Source organism: Bacillus sp. EB V-12 (assembly GCF_056158125.1).
The window spans coordinates 251717-275775 of the sequence record NZ_JBUXJL010000004.1 but is presented as its reverse complement, the minus strand read 5'-3'; the positions used below and the strand labels follow the sequence as shown (position 1 = coordinate 275775).

18 protein-coding genes, 2 pseudogenes and 3 other annotated features are annotated in these 24059 nt (G+C 34.0%); of the genes and pseudogenes, 16 read left to right on the top strand and 4 right to left on the bottom strand.

All coding sequences use genetic code 11. The annotated features are described in order from the left end of the window. Positions 1-59: 59 nt before the first annotated feature. Together ACZDYH_RS16730 and ACZDYH_RS16725 are read right to left on the bottom strand one after the other, a co-directional pair. Positions 60-350: a BBE domain-containing protein gene (locus ACZDYH_RS16730; protein WP_002041349.1), complete on the bottom strand. Its 291-nt coding sequence runs from the start codon at positions 348-350 to the stop codon at positions 60-62. A gap of 58 nt (positions 351-408) precedes the next feature. Then, a complete protein-coding gene (locus ACZDYH_RS16725; RefSeq protein ID WP_000687535.1) occupies positions 409-789 on the bottom strand; it encodes a VOC family protein in 381 nt (126 codons plus the stop codon). Between the two features lie 180 nt (positions 790-969). On the opposite strand from ACZDYH_RS16725, the gene ACZDYH_RS16720 reads away from it, so the two are divergent. From ACZDYH_RS16720 to ACZDYH_RS16710, 3 genes and pseudogenes are all read left to right on the top strand, one after another. Then, positions 970-1461: a hypothetical protein gene (locus ACZDYH_RS16720; RefSeq protein ID WP_001071244.1), complete on the top strand. Its 492-nt coding sequence runs from the start codon at positions 970-972 to the stop codon at positions 1459-1461. 213 nt (positions 1462-1674) lie between these two features. Continuing rightward, positions 1675-3315 (top strand): cell wall-binding protein EntB, encoded by a 1641-nt coding sequence (gene entB, locus ACZDYH_RS16715; protein ID WP_474886661.1) that lies wholly within the window; start codon positions 1675-1677, stop codon positions 3313-3315. 110 nt (positions 3316-3425) lie between these two features. Continuing rightward, positions 3426-3761: pseudogene (locus ACZDYH_RS16710) on the top strand (hypothetical protein); the annotation flags it as partial. Positions 3762-3779: 18 nt separating this feature from the next. Here the strand turns inward: ACZDYH_RS16710 and ACZDYH_RS16705 are convergent. Next, positions 3780-4304, bottom strand: a complete 525-nt coding sequence (locus ACZDYH_RS16705; RefSeq protein WP_078421266.1) for a kinase — start codon at positions 4302-4304, stop codon at positions 3780-3782. Positions 4305-4483: 179 nt separating this feature from the next. Here ACZDYH_RS16705 and ACZDYH_RS16700 point away from each other — a divergent pair. From ACZDYH_RS16700 to ACZDYH_RS16690, 3 genes and pseudogenes are all read left to right on the top strand, one after another. Next, positions 4484-4702 (top strand): annotated as a pseudogene (locus ACZDYH_RS16700) (YfzA family protein); the annotation flags it as partial. Positions 4703-4714: 12 nt separating this feature from the next. Beyond that, the gene (locus ACZDYH_RS16695; RefSeq protein WP_000898772.1) at positions 4715-5251 is read left to right on the top strand and encodes a GNAT family N-acetyltransferase; all 537 of its coding nucleotides are present in this window, start codon (positions 4715-4717) and stop codon (positions 5249-5251) included. Positions 5252-5285: 34 nt separating this feature from the next. Continuing rightward, complete coding sequence (locus ACZDYH_RS16690; RefSeq protein WP_000709539.1) at positions 5286-5816, top strand: cysteine hydrolase family protein; 531 nt, start codon at positions 5286-5288, stop codon at positions 5814-5816. Between the two features lie 150 nt (positions 5817-5966). Here the strand turns inward: ACZDYH_RS16690 and ACZDYH_RS16685 are convergent, their stop codons facing one another. Next, on the bottom strand, positions 5967-6404 hold the full coding sequence (locus ACZDYH_RS16685) for a YndM family protein (protein WP_000997702.1): 438 nt from the start codon (positions 6402-6404) through the stop codon (positions 5967-5969). Between the two features lie 181 nt (positions 6405-6585). On the opposite strand from ACZDYH_RS16685, the gene ACZDYH_RS16680 reads away from it, so the two are divergent. From ACZDYH_RS16680 to ACZDYH_RS16635, 10 genes are all read left to right on the top strand, one after another. After that, a complete protein-coding gene (locus ACZDYH_RS16680) occupies positions 6586-10068 on the top strand; it encodes a DUF4020 domain-containing protein (protein ID WP_119683566.1) in 3483 nt (1160 codons plus the stop codon). A 107-nt stretch (positions 10069-10175) separates the two neighbouring features. Next, positions 10176-10411: a binding site (T-box leader), on the top strand. 54 nt (positions 10412-10465) lie between these two features. Then, positions 10466-10701, top strand: a binding site (T-box leader). Positions 10702-10895: 194 nt separating this feature from the next. Beyond that, positions 10896-11972, top strand: coding sequence for a bifunctional 3-deoxy-7-phosphoheptulonate synthase/chorismate mutase (locus ACZDYH_RS16675; protein WP_001273575.1), 1077 nt, complete (start codon positions 10896-10898; stop codon positions 11970-11972). A 9-nt stretch (positions 11973-11981) separates the two neighbouring features. After that, positions 11982-12201, top strand: a binding site (T-box leader). A gap of 53 nt (positions 12202-12254) precedes the next feature. Continuing rightward, positions 12255-13427, top strand: a complete 1173-nt coding sequence (gene aroC / locus ACZDYH_RS16670) for a chorismate synthase (protein ID WP_001269425.1) — start codon at positions 12255-12257, stop codon at positions 13425-13427. An 18-nt stretch (positions 13428-13445) separates the two neighbouring features. Beyond that, positions 13446-14546: a histidinol-phosphate transaminase gene (gene hisC, locus ACZDYH_RS16665; RefSeq protein WP_103622460.1), complete on the top strand. Its 1101-nt coding sequence runs from the start codon at positions 13446-13448 to the stop codon at positions 14544-14546. Further along, positions 14539-15639: a prephenate dehydrogenase gene (gene tyrA, locus ACZDYH_RS16660; RefSeq protein ID WP_001228140.1), complete on the top strand. Its 1101-nt coding sequence runs from the start codon at positions 14539-14541 to the stop codon at positions 15637-15639. Before hisC ends, tyrA begins: the two co-directional genes overlap by 8 nt. Before the next feature lie 17 nt (positions 15640-15656). Beyond that, a complete protein-coding gene (gene aroA / locus ACZDYH_RS16655; RefSeq protein WP_000664631.1) occupies positions 15657-16946 on the top strand; it encodes a 3-phosphoshikimate 1-carboxyvinyltransferase in 1290 nt (429 codons plus the stop codon). 136 nt (positions 16947-17082) lie between these two features. Beyond that, on the top strand, positions 17083-18240 hold the full coding sequence (locus tag ACZDYH_RS16650; protein WP_088362581.1) for a GNAT family N-acetyltransferase: 1158 nt from the start codon (positions 17083-17085) through the stop codon (positions 18238-18240). A gap of 229 nt (positions 18241-18469) precedes the next feature. After that, positions 18470-19036 (top strand): TetR/AcrR family transcriptional regulator, encoded by a 567-nt coding sequence (locus ACZDYH_RS16645; RefSeq protein WP_001107309.1) that lies wholly within the window; start codon positions 18470-18472, stop codon positions 19034-19036. Positions 19037-19246: 210 nt separating this feature from the next. After that, the gene (locus ACZDYH_RS16640) at positions 19247-22363 is read left to right on the top strand and encodes an MMPL family transporter (RefSeq protein ID WP_474886655.1); all 3117 of its coding nucleotides are present in this window, start codon (positions 19247-19249) and stop codon (positions 22361-22363) included. 470 nt (positions 22364-22833) lie between these two features. After that, entirely contained in the window at positions 22834-23670 is an 837-nt protein-coding gene (locus ACZDYH_RS16635; protein ID WP_474886654.1) for a hypothetical protein, read from the top strand. Positions 23671-24059 lie beyond the last annotated feature (389 nt).

Sequence of the window (24059 nt, the reverse complement as noted above, 5' to 3'; positions counted from 1 at the left end):
GCTAAATAAACAATATAAAATGAATGTTTATTTAGCAGTTTGAAAAAATATTTAAACAGTTAAAAAAGCGGAATACTTTGCGGAAAGTTAAAGACATTTTTCGCAAAGTATTCCGCTTTTACTTCCATTAATCGGTCAAAGTTGCAACTGAAGTATGCATCTGGCCAATTTTTAATGGATAGGTCAGGAGTATTAACATAGACACCTTTTGTAAATGGAAGCATTGCTAAGCGGAAGTCTTCAACCCATCGAATACTTCCACCAGCACCTTCTGGCTGTTCCCAAGTAGCGAATATTGGCATGTTTGATAGTGCTTTTCGGTAAAAGTAAGCAGTTGCCTCATTTGGCACCTCAACAACAGCACCGCCTAATCTGTGGAAAAATACGGAGGTGGTGGAAAAGGGTAAGTTAAATCGTAATTTCTATTTGATTGCCTTCTGGATCGCCTATTACACTTTCATAATAGCCATCTCCAGTAAAACGTGGTCCATTTAATAAAGGATAACCAGCATCTTTTATCACCTTTGTTAGTTCATTCACACGTTCTTCACTACCGACAGAAAAAGCCATATGAGTATAGCCGGTTATGTTTAAATTAGGCTTATTTTCAATCCCTTTTTTACGCATAAGTTCAAGTCTTGCTCCAGATTCGAACGTAATAAAATAAGATTCAAATTGTTTCGTTTTATTATGATATAAAGAGTTTGCTTTACCATTAAAGTATTTCATATAAAAATCACGCATACATTCTAAGTCATTTACCCAAATTGCAATATGTTCAATTTTCATAGGTTTCACCAATCCTATCTGTATCAATTAGGCTTCCACTGTATTAAATTTGCATTTGCATTGCAACAATTTTGCTTCGCTATTAAAGCTAGTTGTTAATTTTTGATTATGTACGTACATACAATATGTAATTAAGTGAATGACCATCATAGTAATTACAGAAAAGGGTGAATGAAGCATATGAATCAATTTGAGCAAATGATGTACGTTGGTGTCATCATGTCTATTGTACTATCCGTAATGATTTTAGGGTCCTTATATTATAATCCTCGACTTTCGTTAACTGATTATCCGAAAGATATTCAAAAAGTAGTTTTTCCAAAATCGATTCATGAAAAAAAGCAAACCATTTATTTTAATATTGTATATAATACTATTCTTTTCGGTACTCCTTTCGTTTCTACATATATACTACATAAGCATGAAAAGTTAATGTATATGGATGCCTATTTACACACTTTTGGTATTTTAATGATTTTCAATTTAGTAGATTTACTTATAATTGATTGGCTAATTTTTTGCTGGATTACTCCAAGGTTTGTTGTGATTCCTAGTACGGAAGGTATGAAAGGTTATAAAGATTATAAGTTTCATTTAAGAGGGGCTATAGTCGCTACTCAAATTTTAGCAATCGTAAGTTTATTTTTGGCGGGAATTGCCACAACTATTTAGTGTGAAGAAGGGCATGGAGCTTTTATAAAAGATAAGGAGATTTATAATATATAGAATTAGAAATGAGAATTTGATAGTATTGGAGTAAGGAGTTTTAATAACAGTATATTAAACAATATTAATATACTGTTGCAAATGTTTTGATATTATGTGAAATTATACAATTTTACAGAGACATTTGATAAAATTCAAAAAAATTTAATGGAGGGTAATATGAAAAAAGTAATTGGCGCAGCAACAGCAACTGTTTTTGGATTGGGAGCGTTTACCACAACTGCTACCGCAGAAACAATCGTAACAGCAGATGTACTTAACGTACGTGAAAAACCGACTACAGAATCAAAAGTGGTCGAAAAAGTAAAGAATGGGCAAGAGTTAAAAGTCATAAATACCGAAGATGGCTGGTCAAAAATTGAGTTGAATGGTAAAGAAGTGTTTGTAAGTTCGGAGTTTACAAAAGATGTATATCATGTAACGGCGAATTTGTTAAATGTACGTACTGAAGCAAACACGGATTCAGAAATTCTTGGCAGACTAAAAAAAGATGATGTAATTGAATCAACGCATCAAGTAAAAGACGGATGGCTGCAATTTGAGTATAAAGGAAAAACTGCTTATGCAAACGTTTCTTTCCTATCAAGTACAGCACCAACTGAAAAGAAAACTGAAGAGAAAACGAAGCAAGTAGCGAAAGTACAAAAATCAGTTAAAGAAAAGAAAGAAATAAAGACGCAGAAAGTAGCAAAAGCGAAAGAAACAACGAAAGCACAAGAAATAGTAAAGCCTAAAGAAGAGGCAAAAGTAGTAAAAGTTAAAGAAGAAGAGAAAGCGCAAGAAATAGTAAAACCTAAAGAAGAGGCAAAAATTAAAGAAGAAGAAAAAGCGCAAGAAATAGCAAAGGCTAAAGAAGAGGCAAAAATTAAAGAAGAAGTAAAAGTTAAAGAAGAAGAGAAAGCGCAAGAAATAGTAAAGGCTAAAGAAGAAGTAAAAGCTAAAGAAGAAGTAAAAGCTAAAGAAGAAGTAAAAGCTAAAGAAGAAGTAAAAGCTAAAGAAGAAGTAAAAGCTAAAGAAGAAGTAAAAGCTAAAGAAGAAGTAAAAGCTAAAGAAGAAGAGAAAGCGCAAGAAATAGTAAAGGCTAAAGAAGAAGTAAAAGTTAAAGAAGAAGTAAAAGTTAAAGAAGAAGAAGAAGAAAAAGCAAAAGAAATAGCAAAAGCTAAAGAAGAAGAAAAAGCAAGAGAAATAGCAAAAGCTAAAGAAGAAGAGAAAGCAAAAGAAATAGCAAAAGCTAAAGAAGAAGAAAAAGCAAGAGAAATAGCAAAAGCTAAAGAAGAAGAAAAAGCAAGAGAAATAGCAAAAGCTAAAGAAGAAGAGAAAGCAAGAGAAATAGCAAAAGCTAAAGAAGAAGAAAAAGCAAGAGAAATAGCAAAAGCTAAAGAAGAAAAAGCAAGAGAAATAGCAAAAGCTAAAGAAGAAGAAAAAGCAAGAGAAATAGCAAAGGCTAAAGAAGAAGAGAGAGCGAAAGAAGTATCTAAAAACAACATACAGTCTGCTAAACGTGAATTAACGGTAGTAGCGACAGCGTATACTGCTGATCCAAGTGAAAATGGTACATATGGTGGACGCGTATTAACTGCGATGGGGCATGATTTAACGGCAAATCCGAATATGAGAATTATTGCAGTTGACCCGAAAGTAATCCCATTAGGATCTAAAGTATGGGTAGAAGGCTATGGAGAAGCGATCGCTGGTGATACTGGAAGTGCAATTAAAGGTAATCGTATTGATGTTTTAATGGGTTCAAAAAGTAAAGCTATGAATTGGGGAAGACAAACTGTTAAAGTGAAAATTTTATAATAACAATAATTATCCAAATAGAAGTCAGTTCTCTTTATTGAGGCTGGCTTTTATTTTGTTAGTAGAAGGATAATAGGATTTTTAAAGGGCTTATTACTAAATCTGTAATTAAGTTACCAGCTTCATTACCAAAAACAACGGTAAAGCTTATAAATATGAAAAATGAAGATATACCTACAGATGAAGATAGTTACTGGGAAGCTTTTGACTTGTTCGGTTCTGAATATGTATGTAGATTATTAGGCGTACCATTATATGATGATCTTCCAAAGGATTTGGCGTGTCCAACTTGTTCTAAAGAGATGAAGTATGTTGCTACAATTACTCAAGATATTGAGGAACGTGGACTTATTTCAGTAGTTGATTTCCAGTTTGGGGAAATGAATATATACTATTATTTATGTATAGATTGTTTAATTATAAAAACTGAAATACAAAATACATAACAAGCCTAACATATTATGTTAGGCTTGTTTTTCGATCGCAACATCATTAAGAATTGCATCAAATATATCTTTTTGCGTAAAGTTATCTGTAAAAATAGTTTCTGTGGCAACCTTAATAGTATCGTGCGGATTATACCATTTTTGTAGGGAATCCTCACCAAATTCATGTCGTTTGTCTCTTGTGTTATGTCGTCTAATAGTTTCCTCTAATGATAAATCAAAGTAATATGCAAATGCATTTTCATCAAAATAACGAATTAATTCTTTTAACATCTCACCATACCTATGACTGTTCAATATACCTTCTAAAATAACAAATTCACATTTTCCTTTTCCGTACTTCGTAATTTCAAATAGTAAATCATGTGATAAATTACCCATTGTGTCGTGTACTCTAAGCATATCTCTACGTACAACATCCTGTGATACTAAAAGTGTTCCTTGTCCGAAATGTTCTTGTAGTTGTTTTGCAATCGTTGTTTTACCACTTGCGGAGTTTCCTCTAAGAATGATTAAAGTGGATGTAAGTATAGGATTAGACATAATGTATTTCCCCCCAACAGCATTAATTATATAGAAAATTTTAACAAATAAAGTGAGGAAAGTGTATAATTAATATGATGGATATTTAAGGAGGGGGGATCAACTGCCCGTAAAAGCCCGATTGGTTCAACTAATAATCAGTGGGGGATGAACAAAACCCCCACTGATTAAAGTTTCACTTTATTTTGTGTGAAATCACTGCGTGGGCGCCAAACTTTAGGCCAGGCGGAGAGTTTTTTAATAGAATATTAAATTCTCAATTTTTCACTGAATGGTTCACACTCTATACAATCCCGCAACTTAACGTATTTACAGCATTTTTTGCGATTACATTACTACCATATGCATTAGTAGGTGCAATGAAAGATGTAACAGCAAGAAAAAATATAAAGAAATAATAGAGGTATAATATGCTTTTTCAAAAAGAAGGTTTATTGATTAGATACGTAATGGAAGATGATGCATCTATCATTTCTAAATGGTTAACGGACCCAGCAGTCCTGCGGTATTACGAAGGACGAGATAATCCGCAATCTGTAGAAAAGGTGCTTGATCATTTTATACATAGTCCAAACAGTAATGAAAAAAGATGTTTAATAGAATTTGATACCATTCCGATTGGTTACATACAAATGTACCCAGTGGATTCAGAGTGGAAAGCGTTATATGGCTATAAAGAATCACAAAATGTATGGGGTATGGACCAATTTATCGGTGAACCAGCCTATTGGGGAAAGGGAATTGGAACAAAACTCGTTCAGGCAGCAATTACATATATTATGGGTGAAATGGGAGCAGAAGCAATTGCAATGGATCCGAAAGTAAATAATGAACGAGCAATAAAGTGTTATGAAAAAAGTGGATTTAAAAAAGTAAAGATTTTAAAGGAACATGAGTTGCATGAGGGGAAATTAGAAGATTGTTGGATGATGGAATATAAACAATAATAATGGCTTATACAAATAAAGGGGGATGTGTGAAATGAAAAAAGCATTAATCGTAATTGATGTGCAAGCGGGTATGTATACAGCTGGAATGCCAGTACATAATGGGGGAAAGTTTTTACAAACATTGCAAGAGCTTATTAGGGAATGTCGTTCAAATGATATTCCAGTTATTTATATCCAACATAACGGTCCTAAAGACCATCCGTTAGAAAAAGGTACGGATGGATGGCGAATCCATGCGGCCATCGCTCCGCAAGAAGGAGATAATATAGTTGAAAAGACGACTCCAGATTCATTCCATAATACAAACTTAAGCGAAGTGTTACAAGAGAAAGGAATTGAACACGTTATTCTTTCGGGAATGCAAACAGAGTATTGTGTAGATACGACAACGCGCAGAGCATGTAGTGAAGGGTATAAAGTAACGTTAGTGAGTGATGCGCATAGTACATTTAATACAGAAGTGTTACGTGCTGAAGATATTGTGAAACATCATAACGCAGTATTGGGAGCGTTTGCGGATGTTGTTGCAGTAAAAGACTTAAAAGTGGCTGCCTCTAAATAAGAGGCAGTTTTTTATTAGAAAAAATAGCGTCAAATATTGTTAGTAATTCGGTATTTTGAAATAATCACTTATATAATTTCACGTACCATAATGAAAAAATACAAAAAAGGAGCACCACATAATTAAAAAGGGCGCTCCTGCATTAAAACGTTACTTTTTCTTATCTTTATCCAATATATTTTGTTCTTCAGCAAACTCTGTACCATATGCAAAGCGGCGATTAATACGAATGTTATCATTGTTGTGCCTTGTATGAGAGTTAGAGAAGCGATGAACGATTACTTCAGATAAAGTGAAGACGATGGCAGAAAGGATACTGCCCCATGCAATTTGCATATAGTTGTCTAATAAAATATTACCGAAAATCCATACGCTTAAATATGTTAATAAGAAATCCGACATAATGGCACCAGTATTGCCAATTCGATTTAAAATAATTTTATCAACGAACATGTAGGATACGATTGTAACAAAGAGACTGAATGAAATAATTTGAACAAACGTTGCAGGGAAAAATAAAGCAAGCCCAATGCTAAATGCGATAATGCACGATATAAACTTGATAAGCACTACTGTGAAATCATTCAAAATTTACACCTCCGATTTATACATAGTTTTTCAATAAATTCTGGAGTTCATACATTGTAACGGATTTATTTACATAAAACTTTTTCATGTTCGGAATTTAGTCTAAATATTATAAAAACAATGAAAAAATGTTATAGTAAAATGAGAGTGTATGACATTTTTAGGTAAGGGGGAATCCAAGATGTGGATTACTTCAGAAGTAGAAATTCCAGATGAGTTAATTGATCACCTTGAGCAAGGAAAGTTAGTATTATTTGTTGGAGCGGGAGTTTCTATGAAAGGGAAATCAAACTTACCGAATTTTGATGATTTAGTTGATGAAATTGCAAAAACGTTATATGTCGAAAAACGTGAAATAACAGAGCCACATGATTATTATCTTGGTAAAATTGCGAAAACAAAAGATGTACATCAAGTCGCAAGAGATCTCGTTCATATAGAGAAATCAAAACCGAATCCATTGCATTATGCAATTCCAAGGTTATTTCCTTTAGATACAGATATCCGCATTGTAACAACAAATTTTGATCAACATTTTACAACTGCAATTAAAGAAATAAATAGAGATATCAATGTTTATTACGCTCCAGCTTTACCGACTGGGAGAGCTTTTAAAGGTCTTGCTTACATACATGGTAATGTAGAACAGGAGAAAGAGGCTTTAATTTTAACAGATGGTGATTTTGGAAGGGCTTACTTAACGGAAGGGTGGGCGAGAAGGTTTTTAGTTGATCTATTCTCAAATTACACCGTTTTATTCGTTGGATATAGTCATAATGACCCAGTAATGAAATATTTAGCAACTGGTTTACCACCAAGTACAAGACGATTTGCTTTTGTCGCACAAGGAGAAAATACATACCACTGGGAACATTTAGGGATAAGACCAATTGTGTATCCGAATAAGGTGAATAATCATCAATCCCTTGTAAAAGCGGTAAAACGCTGGGCTGAATTAATGGGTGATAATTATATTACGAAAAGAATGCGTATTCGGGATATTGTAACGGTTCCCCCGTCAGTAGAACAGGAACAATTATCATACATAAAGCAATCAATTAAAAAAATTGAAACAGTACGTTACTTTGTGGAATTTGCTCATGATTATGAATGGGTCGAATGGTTAGAAGCAGAAGGTAAATTACAAAATTTGTTTATGCTTACGCCAAACTATAATGAAGTAGATGAATTACTTGCAGAATGGTTAGTGGAACAATTTCTTTTTAGTCATCAGAAAGAATTATTTCAATTAATTTATAAAAACTATTCTAAAATATCACCGTTATTATGGAGAACAATTTGTAACTACTTAAACGAAACGAGGAGTAAGATGGACCCGTTGTTGTTTGCAAGGTGGACACTCCTTTTATTAGAAACAGCTGAAAAAGATAGTAGCTCTATAGAAAAGATTTCTAAGTTACTACAAAAATGTTCTTTTCCTGAGCATAAAGAAATTGCCTTATTGTTACTAACTTTTATTTTAGACGGAAAACTGAAGTTGAAACGTGTAAGGAAATGGGGAAATGATACGCAAGAATCAATAGAACTCGAGGAATCGAGTCGCTTACCAGTATCTACATTTTCTCATGTGGAGCAAATTTGGAACGAAAAGATGAGGCCATATATCGCTTATTATGCTGTTCCAATTATGATGATTGGATTAGAAAAATTGAGAATGTTGTCGTTAAGACAAACGGCACTGAAAAAAAGAAATAAGGAAAATGTAGAGAAAGAGTTTCATCAAAATGACCTTGCATTTTTAATACGAATTGTAAAAGAGTGTCTAACTTATTTATGCGAAAACAATGAGAAAAAAGCGGATTATTATATTACAGAAATGATAGAAGCAAATAGTGTACTTCAAAAGCGAATTGCAATTGATGCGATGAATAAAAATATTTTTGTTCGTGTAGATGACAAAATGAAATGGTTGTTACATGAAGGACTTCTTTTAGATTTCACTTATAAACACGAAGTTTTTCAACTTTTAAAAAGGCATTATGCACATTGTTTAGAAAAAACAAAAGAAGAAGTCACTCGAACTGTAATAAAGCATCTTACAGAAGAGCGGGTATTTGATGCATGTCTCGTATTAGACTTATTATTCAAGTGTGATTCGAATAGCCCATCTACGGCAAATGGGTATGAGTTAATGAAGCAAAAGCATCCTCATTTTCATTCTGAACGATACAGTGTACAAAAGAAAGAGGATACAGCAGAAAGCATTACTTGTAATGTAACTGCTGACGGATTATTGCAGCTGAAAGATGTTGAAATTATGAAGCAAGTTCAGCAATTTTCGCAAGATGGTGTTTTTGAACAACGCCATTTTTTAGAGATGTTATCAAAAGCATGTAAATTAAACACAGAGTGGAGTATTTCATTTGCATACCAATTAGTAGGAGTGCAAGAAATAAGTAATGAAGTATGGTTTGTTTGTATTAGAGAATGGCGAAATAATCGAGGATTGACGAATGAGCAAATCCAAAAAATTATTCCGCTATTGCAGAAATTTGTTAGAAATACTGCTTTTCATTGGTTAATTAGTAGTTTTCTATATGAAATTAGTAATCGACTAGAAGAATTAGAAGAGAATAGTATACGTGTTGTAAAACGATTTGCATTTTCAGTGTTTCCTCAAGTTATGAAGAGTGATACAGACTTTAAGCTTGGGAAACAAGATTTTTATAATGAATCAATTCAGCATCCAGTTGGAAAAATGACGGCTGTATTATTAAAGTTGTTATCATATGATCATTTATACGATCGTAATGTATATGAATATTTATTTTTATTTGAAGAACAAGTAAGAGTTAATTCGGAACGAACAAACTTTATGTTTGCTCGTTTAATAGCAGATATTACATTCCTATATCATATTGAAAAACAATGGTGCCGAAAATATTTGTTACCATACTTAGATTTAAAAAAACAAAATGAGATTACGGAATATGCATGGGCCGGCTTATGTTACACGCAAATAAATCTACCTTTATTTACAGAAATGAAGCGATTTATTAAGTATGCGATAGAACATTTGGAAGTATTACATCCGCATACGAGAGAAGCTTTCTTGAAGTGGCTTAGCTTTGTATTTATTAAATGTGTACTATATTGGGATCAAAAAACAGATTGGTTATACCCGTTACTCATACTAGAAAATGAAGAAAATAAAATTAAGTTTATGCAGTTTTTATGCTATTACGTCAAAACATTAAGTGTAAAAGAACAACAAAAATTTTGGACAGCTTGGCTCAGTGTATTTTTGCGAGAACGACCAAAAATGGGTGAGATAACTGCAAGAGAATATGTAATGCTTTTACGTATTATTTTATACATGGATGAAATATTAGAAAAAGGATTATGTATTATGTCTCGTGCATTTTCAAGTGTACATGGTAAATGTGCAGGTGAGGAAATGAAGCAGTTATTGATTGAAATGCTTCATAAAAAAGAAAGTATGAAAGCGCATAAAGAAATATTTGCAAATGTGTTTTTTATTTTACTACAAACATGTCACGAAGCCGTTTTATTTGAAAAAGAAATCATAAAAATAAAAGAATTATTAGTTCAGTATGAAGTAGAGGAATATGTTTTACATTTACTAGAAAATGAAATAATTCGCATAGGAATTGTAATGGGTGATTTACAAAAAGAATTATAGGACGAAAGTGGAATTTAAAAAAATATATAAAAAGTTGTTGACAGTGTTTTGAAAAGCGTTCTATAATACGAATCATACTTATTCAATTTCAAAAACATTTGAATAAACAAAGTGCAATGAAGAGATCACAGTAGTGGTTAGTCTTACTGTAACAGAGAGCTGGTGGTTGGTGTGAACCAGTACAGGGATAATCATGAATTACAGTCTTGGAGCATCTTTTTCGTAATAAAGATAGTTTGTCTTTATGAGGAAAAAGCGGTCAATTGATCGTTAACAGTGAAGAGAGGTAGACGGAAAGTTAGTCTACAACTAGGGTGGTACCGCGATAAATATCGTCCCTACTGATTTATTCAGTAGGGACTTTTTGTATTTTAGTGGTTCAACTTGAAAATTAAATAGTCATGCATTGAAAGGAAAAGCAGTAGTTGTTGTTTCCCTGTAACAGAGAGCTGGTGGTTGGTGCAAACCAGTACATAAACAAGAGCGAATTACAGTCCTGGAGCATCTTTTTCGTAGTAAAGATAGTATTGTCTTTATGAAGGGAAAGACGGTCAGATGATCGTTAACAATGAAGAGAGGTAGACGAAAGAAGTCTACAACTAGGGTGGTACCGCGATAAATATCGTCCCTACTGATTGGATCAGTAGGGCTTTTTTGTACAAAAAAGTGGATTTTTAACTAGTAGTTTATGTCTGTGTACGAATTATTAGTTTAAAATAAGAAGAGGTATCGATTCCACTATAAATTTGTATAATTAGTCAGTTCAGAAAATAGAGAATTTTTTATTCTCTTACTATACTTTTAAAACATTAGAGGAGGATTTCCAAATGGCAAATCATGAATTAGATCAATTACGTAAACAGGTAGATGAAATTAACTTACAACTATTACACCTTTTAAACAAACGTGGTGAAATTGTTCAAAAAATTGGAGAGCAAAAGCAAGTACAAGGCACGAAACGCTTTGATCCAGTACGTGAGCGTGAAGTACTTGATATGATCGCAGAGCATAACGAAGGACCATTCGAAACATCAACAGTTCAACATATTTTCAAAACGATTTTCAAAGCAAGCTTAGAGTTACAAGAAGATGATAACCGTAAAGCGTTACTAGTATCACGTAAAAAGAAACAAGAAAATACAATCGTTGATGTAAAAGGTGAATTGATTGGAAACGGAACACAAACGTTCATTATGGGACCTTGTGCAGTAGAAAGTTTAGAACAAGTTCGTCAAGTAGGGCAAGCGATGAAAGACCAAGGCTTAAAATTAATGCGCGGTGGTGCATTCAAACCGAGAACTTCTCCATATGATTTCCAAGGTTTAGGAGTAGAAGGACTTCAAATTTTACGTCAAGTAGCAGACGAGTTTGACTTAGCAATTATTAGTGAAATTTTAAATCCGAACGATGTTGAAATGGCATTAGACTACGTTGATGTAATTCAAGTTGGCGCACGTAACATGCAAAACTTCGATTTATTACGAGCTGTAGGTAAAGTTAACAAACCAGTATTATTAAAACGTGGATTAGCAGCAACAATTGATGAGTTCATTAACGCAGCGGAATACATTATTGCGCAAGGTAACGATCAAATTATTCTTTGTGAGCGCGGTATCCGCACATACGAAAGAGCAACACGTAACACATTAGACATTTCTGCAGTACCAATTTTAAAGAAAGAAACACATTTACCAGTTATCGTTGATGTAACACATTCAACTGGACGCAGAGATTTATTATTACCAACAGCGAAAGCGGCACTTGCAATTGGCGCAGATGCAGTAATGGCTGAAGTTCATCCAGATCCAGCAGTTGCATTATCAGATTCTGCACAACAAATGGACATTCCAGAATTCCATAGATTCATGGATGAGTTAAAAGGTTTCAAAAATAAATTATCTTAATTCCATATCATATATGCGTTGAAGAGGAAACAGTAGTGCTTATCTCACTGTTAAAGAGAGCTGATGGTCGGTGTGAATCAGTACAAAGGTAAGCATGAATTACAGACTTGGAGCATCTTTCCCGACAACTTTTGGAGGGGAAGACGGTCAAACGATCGTTAAAGAAGAAGAGAGGTAGACGAAAGAAGTCTACAACTAGGGTGGTACCGCGATAAACATCGTCCCTACTGAGCGCTCAGTAGGGACTTTTTTGTACAAAAAAATAGTAAAGGGGCAAGAGAAATGAGATACATTACAGCTGGAGAATCACATGGACCGCAGTTAACAGTTATTTTAGAAGGTGTACCAGCAGGTTTGACACTTACGGCGGAACATATTAATAAAGAATTATTAAGAAGACAAAAAGGTCATGGACGCGGAAGACGTATGCAAATTGAAACAGATACAGTTGAAATTGTAAGTGGTGTTCGTCACGGGATGACACTTGGATCACCGATTACGTTAATTGTAAAAAATGATGATTTCAAACATTGGACGAAAGTAATGGGTGCAGAGCCAATTTCGGAAAAAGAAAGTAAAGACATGAAACGTACAATTACAAAACCACGTCCCGGACATGCAGATTTAAATGGAGCAATTAAATATGGTCATCGTGATATAAGAAACGTATTAGAGCGGTCATCTGCAAGAGAAACGACAGTTCGTGTAGCTGCTGGTGCAGTTGCAAAACAAATTTTAAGCGAATTAGGCGTGGAAATTGCAGGACATGTTCTTGAAATTGGTGGAGTAAAAGCAAAACATATTTCAAACTTATCAATTGAAGAAATTCAAACAATTACTGAAAACTCACCAGTTCGATGTTTAGATAAAGAAGTAGAGCAAGAAATGATGAATGCGATTGACAACGCAAAAAGTAGTGGAGATTCAATCGGTGGTATTGTGGAAGTCATTGCAGAAGGTATGCCGATTGGCGTCGGTAGTTACGTCCATTACGATCGTAAATTAGATGCAAAACTTGCTGGTGCAATTATGAGTATAAATGCATTTAAAGGTGCTGAAATCGGCGTAGGTTTTGAAGCGGCACGACAACCAGGAAGCAAAGTGCATGATGAAATTCTGTGGGATGAAGAAAAAGGATACACGAGAAGAACGAATAATGCCGGCGGTTTAGAAGGCGGTATGACAACAGGTATGCCAATTATCGTAAGAGGCGTGATGAAGCCAATTCCTACTTTATACAAACCGTTAGCAAGCGTTGATATTGATACGAAAGAAGCATTCCAAGCGAGTATTGAAAGATCTGATAGTTGCGCAGTACCAGCGGCGGGTGTAGTAGCTGAATCTGTTGTGGCATGGGAACTTGCAGATGCACTAGTCGAACAATTCGGAAAAGATCGTATGGAATTATTAAAACAAAACATTATGCAACACAATAACTACGCAAAAGAATTTTAATAAAAAGGTGGGTTTAACGTGCAAGTAAAGGATCAACTATCATCATTACAACCATATAAACCAGGTAAATCACCAGAACAAATGAAAGAAGTGTACGGAGATCATTCGTTTGTGAAATTAGCATCGAATGAAAATCCATTCGGCTGTTCGTCACGTGTTTTAGATGAGTTGCAAAAATCGTGGTTGGAACATGCTTTATATCCTGACGGAGGTGCTACAACGCTCCGTCAAACAATCGCAGATAAGTTACATGTGAAAATGGAACAAGTACTTTGTGGTAGTGGTTTAGATGAAATCATTCAAATAATAAGCCGCGCCGTATTACGAGCGGGAGATAACATTGTAACAGCAGGTGCAACATTCCCACAGTATCGTCATCATGCCATTATAGAAGGTTGCGAAGTGAAGGAAATTGCGTTAAATAACGGTGTATACGACTTAGAAGAAATTTCTTCAGTAGTAGATAACGATACAAAAATTGTATGGATTTGTAACCCGAACAATCCAACAGGCACATATGTGAATGACCGAAAATTGACTCAATTCATTGAAGGTATTAGTGAAAATACGTTAATTGTCATTGATGAAGCGTACTATGAATACGTAACAGCAAAAGATTTCCCAGAGACATTACCGCTTTTAGAAAAACATAAAAATATTCTTGTACTTAGAACATTTTCTAAAGCGTACGGATTAGCTTCTTTCCGCGTTGGATATGCGGTTGGACAGGAAGAGTTAATCGGAAAATTAAATGTCGTTCGTTTGCCATTTAACGTATCTTCATTAGCGCAAAAAGCAGCGACGATTGCTTTTGGTGATGACGAGTTTATTGAAGAAATAGTTCGTGTGAATATAGAAGGATTACAACAATACGAGAGCTTTTGTAGGGAAAATGATATTCCATTTTATCCATCGCAAACAAATTTCATCTTCTTGCCAGTTGAGAATGCTGGAGAGATTTATGAAGCTTGTGCACACGCAGGATTTATTATTCGTCCGTTCCCGAATGGTATCCGTATTACAGTCGGAACAAGGGAGCAAAATGAAGGGGTGATTTCAGTGTTACAACAACACTTTGAAAATAAAAAAAGAAAGTCTCGAGATGAGGAAAATGCGTAAAAAGGTAGTATTAATTGGAACTGGTTTAATCGGAGGCTCTCTCGCATTAGCAATTAAGAAAGAGCACGATGTAACGATAACAGGTTATGATATATTTCAAGAACAAGTAGAGCGTGCAAAAGAATTACACGTAGTAGATGAAATAGCAGTTGATTTACAGCTTGCATGTGAAAAGGCACATTTAATTGTTTTTGCTTCTCCAGTTGAAGAAACGAAGAAGCTATTACACAAACTTGCGTCATTCCGTTTACGAGAAGATGTTATAGTGACTGATGTTGGTAGTACAAAAGGCACGATTATGAATGAAGCAGAAACTTTATTTTCAAAGGAAGTATCTTTCATTGGTGGACATCCAATGGCAGGTTCTCATAAAACGGGAGTTGAAAGTGCAAAAGCGCATTTATTTGAAAATGCATTTTACATTTTAACACCGATGCATCATGTGCCAAATGAACATGTGGAAGAGTTAAAAGATTGGTTAAAAGGAACGGGATCACATTTCCTTGTTTTAAATACAGAAGAACATGATTATGTAACAGGGATCGTTAGTCATTTCCCGCACCTTATCGCAGCAGGTTTAGTGAAGCAAGTAGAGAAACATGCAGGAGATAATCCGCTCATTCATCAGCTAGCTGCTGGAGGGTTTAAAGACATTACACGTATCGCATCTAGTAGTCCGAAAATGTGGAGTGATATTGTAAAGCAAAATCGTGAGCATTTAATGGTATTATTAAAAGAGTGGATCTCTGAAATGGAAGATTTATATAAAACAGTTTCTACCGGAGATGCATGCGAGATTCAAAACTATTTTGCAGATGCGAAAGAATACCGTGATTCTTTACCAGTAAGAAAGAGAGGGGCAATTCCTGCCTATCACGACTTATACGTCGATGTATTAGATAAGGTGGGGGCATTGGCTCATATTACGAGTATTTTGGCGCGCGAGGAAATTAGTATTACGAACTTGCAAATATTAGAAGCGCGTGAAGGACTGCTTGGGGTATTACGTATTAGCTTCCAAAGGGAAGAAGATCGTATGAAAGCAAAACTAGCGCTTGGAGAAGAAGAATACCAAACTTATGAAACAATTTAAATGAGAAGGTGAAAAACGTGAAAGAAAGAACAATACAACCTGTTAATAACGGATTGAATGGCAATATTACAATCCCAGGTGATAAATCCATTTCACACCGTGCTGTTATGTTCGGTTCTATTGCAGAAGGGAAAACAACAATTAAAGGTTTCTTGCCCGGTGCAGACTGTTTAAGTACGATTTCATGTTTTAAAGAAATGGGAGTAGAAATTACGCAAAACGGTGATGAGGTTACTGTAGTTGGTAAAGGATTAGAAGGTTTACAAGAACCGAAAGCTGTATTAGATGTTGGTAATTCTGGTACAACAATCCGATTAATGTCAGGTATATTAGCTAACACACCATTTTTCTCTTGCGTACAAGGTGATGAATCTATCGCAAAAAGACCGATGAAGCGTGTAACAAACCCATTAAAACAAATGGGCGCAAACATAGACGGCCGAGAAGAAGGAACATTTACACCGTTAACAATACGTGGCGGAGATTTAAAAGCAATTGAATATATTTCTCCTGTTGCAAGTGCACAAGTAAAGTCAGCTATTTTACTTGCAGGTCTTCGTGCAGAAGGTGTAACAGCTGTTACAGAACCACATATTTCACGCGACCATACGGAAAGAATGCTCGAAGCATTTGGTGTTAAAGTAACTCGCGAAGGGAAAACAGTGAAGCTGTCAGGTGGACAAAAATTAACAGCAACAGACATTCAAGTGCCCGGTGACGTATCATCAGCAGCATTTTTCTTAGTAGCAGGTGCAATCATCCCAAATAGTAAACTAGTATTACAAAATGTAGGAATGAATCCAACCCGTACAGGTATTATTGATGTTTTAGAAAAAATGGGTGCTACGTTCACTGTAGACCTAATTAACGAAGGGGCATCAGAACCAGCTGCAAATATTACAATCGAAACATCTTCATTAAAAGGAATTGAAATTGGCGGAGATATTATCCCTAGATTAATCGATGAGATTCCTGTAATCGCATTAGCGGCAACGCAAGCAGAAGGAATTACAGTAATTAAAGATGCACACGAATTAAAAGTAAAAGAAACAAACCGTATTGATACAGTCGTTGCTGAGTTAACGAAACTAGGAGCTCGAATAGAAGCAACTGATGACGGTATGATCATTTACGGAAAATCAGCTCTAAAAGGCAATACAGTAAATAGTTATGGTGATCACCGTATTGGAATGATGCTTGCAATTGCTGGCTGCCTAGCAGAAGGAAAAACAATTATTGAAGATGCAGAAGCAGTAGGTGTATCATATCCTACATTCTTCGAAGAACTTCAAAAGTTAGCTAAATAAAGTAATGAGAAGCAGATACAGGATGTATCTGCTTTTTTATATTGAATTTGTGTCGTTAAGTCATTATAATTTCATTCACCGCACTGTAATATTTTAAATTATGGTACAATTCAAATAAAGGAGGGGGGAGAAACATATGAACGTTATACGATTAAAAGAAGATAAATTTAGAGAAGCACTACGCTTATCAGAATACGCTTTTCAATATAAAGTAGAAGAAGAACGAATGCAGCAACAACTTACAAAAATGAAGGAAAGTCATGAAGTATACGGTATTATGGAAGGTGAGGACTTAGCTGCAAAACTACACCTCATCCCGTTTCATATTTACATAGGTAAAGAAAAATTTAAAATGGGTGGCGTTGCAGGAGTAGCGACGTATCCAGAGTACAGAAGAAGTGGGTATGTAAAAGAGCTACTTCAACATTCACTTCAAACAATGAAAAAAGATGGCTTTACAGTCTCTATGTTACACCCATTTGCTGTTACATTTTACCGTAAATACGGCTGGGAACTTTGTGCGAATCTTCTCGTATGTCATTTGACAAAGAGTGATTTAGTTATGAAAAAACAAGTGAATGGTACTGTGAAACGTTTCAATAAAGAAAATCACCCAGAAGAGGTCGAGAAGCTTTATGAAACATTTGCAGAACGTTTTTCTGGTATGCTAGTTCGCAATGAAAAATGGTGGTTACAAGCTGTTTATGAGGATTTAACATTAGCAATTTATTACGATGAAAATAAAACTGCAGCCGGCTATATGTTATATAAAATAGAAAACTATAAAATGACAGTAGATGAATTTGTTCCACTGCATAATGAAGCACGAAATGGTCTATGGAATTTTATTTGCCAGCATGATTCTATGATTAAAGAGCTTGAAATGACAGTAAGTGAAAACGAACAGTTGTTATATACATTGCAAGAACCACGTGTGAAAACAGAAATAAAACCATATTTTATGGGAAGAATTGTAGATGTAGAGCAGTTCTTAAAACAGTATGAGTTAAACTGGAACAATGTACAACAAGAAGTCATTTTACATATTACAGATTCATTTGCACCGTGGAATAATGTATCGGTGAGACTTGCAAATTATGAAATAGCAATTATAGAAGAACCAATGGATAAAGGGATCAACCTAGATATAAATGCACTATCTACAATACTGCTTGGATACAAACGCCCATTAGAACTAAATGAATTAGAATTAATTAGCGGAAGCGAAGAGGAAATACGGGCATTTGAGAATGTAGTACCAGTGCGCAAGTCGTTTATTTATGATTTCTTTTAATTTGCATATAAGATGGAGTTGTTTCGAACAAAATTTTGGGATAGCTCCATCTCATTGTATTAATTTTTGTCGGTAAGTTGATATATCCTGAAAATCGCTGATATAATTTTATTCACATACAAGAGAATAGAATCGCAACTATACGTTGTCACGCACTTGACTTTTATTCCCTGTAATTTATAATTAAAAACGGAATGAATTTTCATTCCTGAAAATAGAGGTGGAAAAAATGGCTAAAAACAAACAAGAGGATATTTTTGATGCTGCGATGCAACTTTTTGCAGAGCGTGGTTACGATGGTACGACAATTCCAATGATCGCTGAAAAAGCAAATGTCGGTGCGGGTACTATTTATCGCTATTTTGAAAATAAAGAGGCGCTTGTTAACTCATTATTTTCAAAAAGTATGTTACAGCTTTCTGAAATGATAAAAACGGATTTTCCTGTTGAAGCAAATATTCGTGAACAGTTTAGTCATACGTATAACCGTTTATTTGAATTTGCGAGAAACAATGTGGATGCTTTTTTATTTACAAATTCTCACTGTGATAGTTATTTTCTTGATGAGCAGAGTAAGAAAATATTTGACGATTTTATAGGCTTCTTTATGAATATTATTGAAGATGGAATCGCAAAAGGTTTGCTTCGTCCATTGCCTCCAGTTGCTTTAATTATTATTGTATATCAACCGTTAGAAAAATTAACGAAAGTAATTGCAACAGGGCAATTAGAATACTCGAAAGAGTTAGTAAAAGAATTGGAAGAAAGCTCTTGGAACGCTATTAGAATCATTTGATTCTATAGCTTTATAAGGACAGGAATGAATATTCATTCCTAAATAGAATTAAAAAATGAGAGTAGGAGAGGGTATTTGTGCAACTAAAGGAATGAATATTCATTCCGGAAAGACTAGTTTAATAGAGTTTACAAAATAATGTAATAGAATAATAGGAATGAATATTCATTCCGTAACTAACGTAAATTTTAATCGCGGGAGATGATGCAAATGAGCAAGCTGAAAAATTGGAGAAGTTTATCTTTTCTATTATGGATAGTTATTACCATTACAATGATCGTAACGATGCCTAATATGGATAAATTAGTGAAAGAAAAAGGGCACATTACGATTCCTAATACAGAACAAAGTAGTATTGCTGACAAAATGATAAAAGAAATGGATAAAGACGGGACAGAAAAGTATGACATTATAGTTGTTTTTAATAGTGACAGTAAAACAGCTTTAACGACTGAGCAAAAAGAGGAAATAATAAAAACAATCAACGCTTTGCAAAATGAAAAAGAACAATTAGGAATTAAAGAAGTTGTTTCACATTTAGATAATAAAGAATTAGAGAAACAATTAGTTTCTAAAGATAATACGACTATTTTAACGCAAATATCGATAGATAAAAAGCATGGTGAAATATCGAAAGTTACAAATAACCTTCATAATAAAGTGAAAACGAAAGGGGTAACAACGTACTTAACAGGAAGTGATTTAATAGCAGGAGATTTCCTTACATCTTCTCAAGAGGGAGTGAAAAAGACTGAAGTTATTTCAATCATTTTCATTCTTGTAATATTAATCATTGTATTCCGTTCACCTATTGTTCCAATTGTTTCTCTTCTTACTGTTGGGGTATCATATTTAGTTTCAATGGGGATTATTGCTCATTTAGTAGATCAATTTAATTTTCCATTTTCTAACTTTACACAAGTGTTTGTCGTTGTTGTCCTGTTTGGGGTTGGAACAGACTATAACATTTTATTATTTACGAGATTTAAAGAAGAATTAAGTAAACAAGAAAACGCATTTTTGGCTACGAAAGAAACATTTAAATCGGCAGGGAAAACCGTTTTATATAGCGGGATAGCAGTACTAATTGGTTTTGCATCTCTTGCTTTAGCGAGTTTTAAACTATATCAATCTACTTCAGCGGTAGCAATTGGTGTCGCAGTTTTATTACTAGTATTAACTACGTTAAATCCGTTTTTTATGGTGCTTTTAGGAAAAGGGATGTTTTATCCAGTTAAAACATTTAAAGGTCATGAAGACAGTCGTCTATGGGGATTCTTTGCGAATAACTCAGTAGTGAGACCATTTGTAGCTTTAATTATTGTATTCGTGATATCAATTCCTTTCATATCAAAGTATTCTAATACACTTAATTACAACGATTTATTTGAAGTAGACAATAAATATGAGTCGAAAATGGGGATTAACGTAATAGAAGAACATTTTCCACCTGGTTTTTCTTCACCAAGTACGTTAGTCATTCAATCGAATAACAAGTTAGATGAGGCGAGTTCGCTTCAAACTTTAGATGAACTAACTGATAAGATTTTGAAAGTAAAAGGTGTTTCAGAAGTATATTCACCGACACGTCCAACTGGTGATAGGATTAAAGAACTATATATAAATAAACAAGCGGGTGAACTAAATACAGGTTTAGGAGATGCCAATGGTGGTATAAAGGAAATTAATGATGGATTAACTACTGCGAAAGATAAGATGGGTAATAAGGACTCAAATAGTCTTGCGAACGTTCAAAAGTTAATTGATGGAACAAATGAAGCGAAAAGTGGTGTATCAGCATTAGGAACAGCTTTAAATCAACTATCCAATGGCATAAATGACGGAGCACAAGGTGCGCGGCAAATTGAGAGTGGGTTAACTTCAGTAAATGAAAATATAAGTGTATTATCTCAAGCAACTTCACAACTTCATGCTGGCTATACACAGTTAGAAAAAGGTTTAAGTTCTTACGATCAATACTTCGGAAGTATTTCTCAAGCGATTGACGGTGCGAAGAAAGGTTATGAACAAATTGAAATGTTAATGACCAATTTCATTCAAACGAAACCAGAATTAGCAAATGATCCTAACATTCTGCAGACGTTAGGAATTGCTAAAGAGGCTCAAAAGCAATTAGGTGGGCTTTCAAATGAATTAAATAAATTGAAAGCGCAGCATAATGCGGCGATGGGATCATTTAAAGAAGCGAATCAATCGTTATTGAAAGTGGATAATGGCTTAAAAGAAATGAACAATGGAGTTACTAAGTTACAAAAAGGAGCAGCTGATCTTAAAAATGGATTAAATGAAGGTGCTTCAGGTTCAAAACAAATTGCGAACAAGTCATCTGAGTTACAAACCGGATTAACGAAAATAAACGATGGGCAAGGTCAGCTATTAACCGGACTGAAAGACTTGCAAGAACAGATGGGTCAATTACAATCCGGACTAACTAAAAGTACAGAAGGCCTTGAAAAGGTAAGTAATGGCCTAGGGGATGCTCAGAAATATTTAGGAGAACTGAACGAATCAAAAAGCTCTGAGAAATTCTATATTCCAAAAGAAGTTTTGGAGGGAGAAGATTTCCAAAAAGCTTTGAATACGTACATGTCACATGATAGAAAGACTGCTAAAATGACAATCATTTTAGACGTAAATCCGTATTCAAAAGAAGCGATGCCAATTATTCAAGAAATCAATAACACAATAGATGGTACTTTGAAGGGGTCGGAATTAAATCATGCGAAAACAGCAATCGGAGGAACGACAGCTAGAAACGTTGATTTAAAAGAAGTAACTGGGCAAGATTTCTTACGTACAGCTACAATTATGTTAATTGGAATCGCGATTGTATTAATTGTGATTACACGTTCATTATTAAACACCATCTTTATTATTGGATCGTTACTATTAGCTTACTTTGCATCATTAGGGATAAGTGAACAAATTAGTACGCATATTTTACATGTAGATTCATTAAGCTGGAATGTTCCATTCTTTAGTTTCATAATGATTGTCGCTTTAGGAGTGGATTATAGTATTTTTGTAATGATGAGATACAATGAGTTAGAAGGGGACCCAGCGACGAAAATTGTAACTGCTTCTCGTCATATCGGAGGAGTCGTATTATCAGCGGCACTTATTTTAGGTGGTACATTTGCTGCATTAATCCCTTCAGGTGTATTAACGCTTATACAAGTAGCATCCGTAGTTGGCGTTGCGTTGTTACTATTAGCTATCATTGTGATGCCAATATTGTTACCTGCTTTAATAGGTTTAACGAGTAAAATGAAGAATTATGCAAAGAAATTAAGTGAAAGAAAATAAAAGAATCCCCTTTTAAAAGTAACTGTTTCAGTTATGGGAGAGAACATATAAAATAACACACAAATTAGGGATGTAAATCACATATGATTTAGCATCCCTTTTTTAATTGTTATTGCATTGTTTAAGTACTTTTATATAGTTAAATTGCAAAGGAAGAGAAAAAGAAAACAGTAAAAACACCAGCGCAACGATTGGGGATTACTGACAAAGTATTTGATTTAAAAAATATAATTTACTTTAGATAGTTCACTCAAATAATGGTGGACTATCTTTTTTAAAAGGTAAATGGAAATTTATGTTAAAATAATGATAGAGATTGTGAAAAAATGTTCTTAAACTAACGGTCAGGTTACTTTAAGAAGGATTTTTCAAAGGAAATGTTGAATATCGTATTTTGAAGGAGTGATTGCAGTGGAGTAAGTAATTTTTTAAATCTTGGTTAAATACTTTGAAGGAAGGGATTTATAAATATGAATACAAAACTAATAATAGTAGAAGGTTTACCTGGATTTGGAAAATCGACCACTGCAAAGCTAATAAATGAAATTCTAAGCCAAAATAAAATTGAAGTTGAACTATTTTTAGAGGGGAATTTGAATCACCCCGCCGACTATGATGGTGTATCTTGTTTTAATAAATTTGAATTCGATAGATTAGTATCTAACAGTGGAGATTTTAAAGAAGTGCTTCTTAAAAGAGTTTTAAAAAAAGGAAGCAATTATTTATTACCATACAGAAAGATAAAAAATGAGTTTGGTGACCAGTTTTTGGACGAATTATGTAATGATATTTTTAAAAACGATATATATGAATTGCCATTCGATAAAAATGTTGAATTAATTGCTGACAAATGGAATGACTTTGCTGAAATTGCTCTAGAAGATAATAAGGTTTATATTTTTGAATGTTGTTTCATACAAAATCCATTAACAATTGGGATGATTAAATACGGTGAACAAAAAGAAAAAATAATAAATTATGTAATGAAAGTTGCAAAAATCATAGAGAATTTAAATCCAATGTTATTTTATGTAGAACAAGATGATCTTGAATTTTCATTTAGGAAGGCATTAAAAGAAAGAAATCCAGAATGGTCCACAGGAATTGTCGACTATTACACGAACCAAGGCTATGGGAAAGAACATAACCATTCAGGGGTAGAAGGAGCGATAAAAGTTCTTGAAGCTAGAAGGAATTTAGAGTTAGAAATATTCGATATGTTAAAAATGAAAAAAGAAAAAATCAATAATACAAAATATGAAATTGACTCATATAGGTCAATGTTAAAAGATAAGTTAACAATATAAATGGTGAAATAGCTTTTTACACTACCTGGTGCTTTAGTTGTAGAAGGAAATGAAAACGCTCAGAATATTTTCTGAGCGTTTTAGTTTGCTATTTATAATGCGAAATGCATACAAATTATTGTGTTATTTCAATTGATAAACATAATGCTCCAATTATAAATGTTTTTTCAAAATGAATCCTCTTTAAAACGTGTATGTAACTTTAATCTAATTAAAAACAAAGGTTTTATTCGAGTTTGGAAAGAAAGGAATAGCAATCAACCGTTGCTATTCATCCAGCTTCTACTATATAATAGCTATAGTCTACAATAATTGAGTCGTAATATGCGATTTTTTAAGACAATCGGTGAGAAAACGCTGAAATAAGCGGTATTAGTAGGAGGACACAA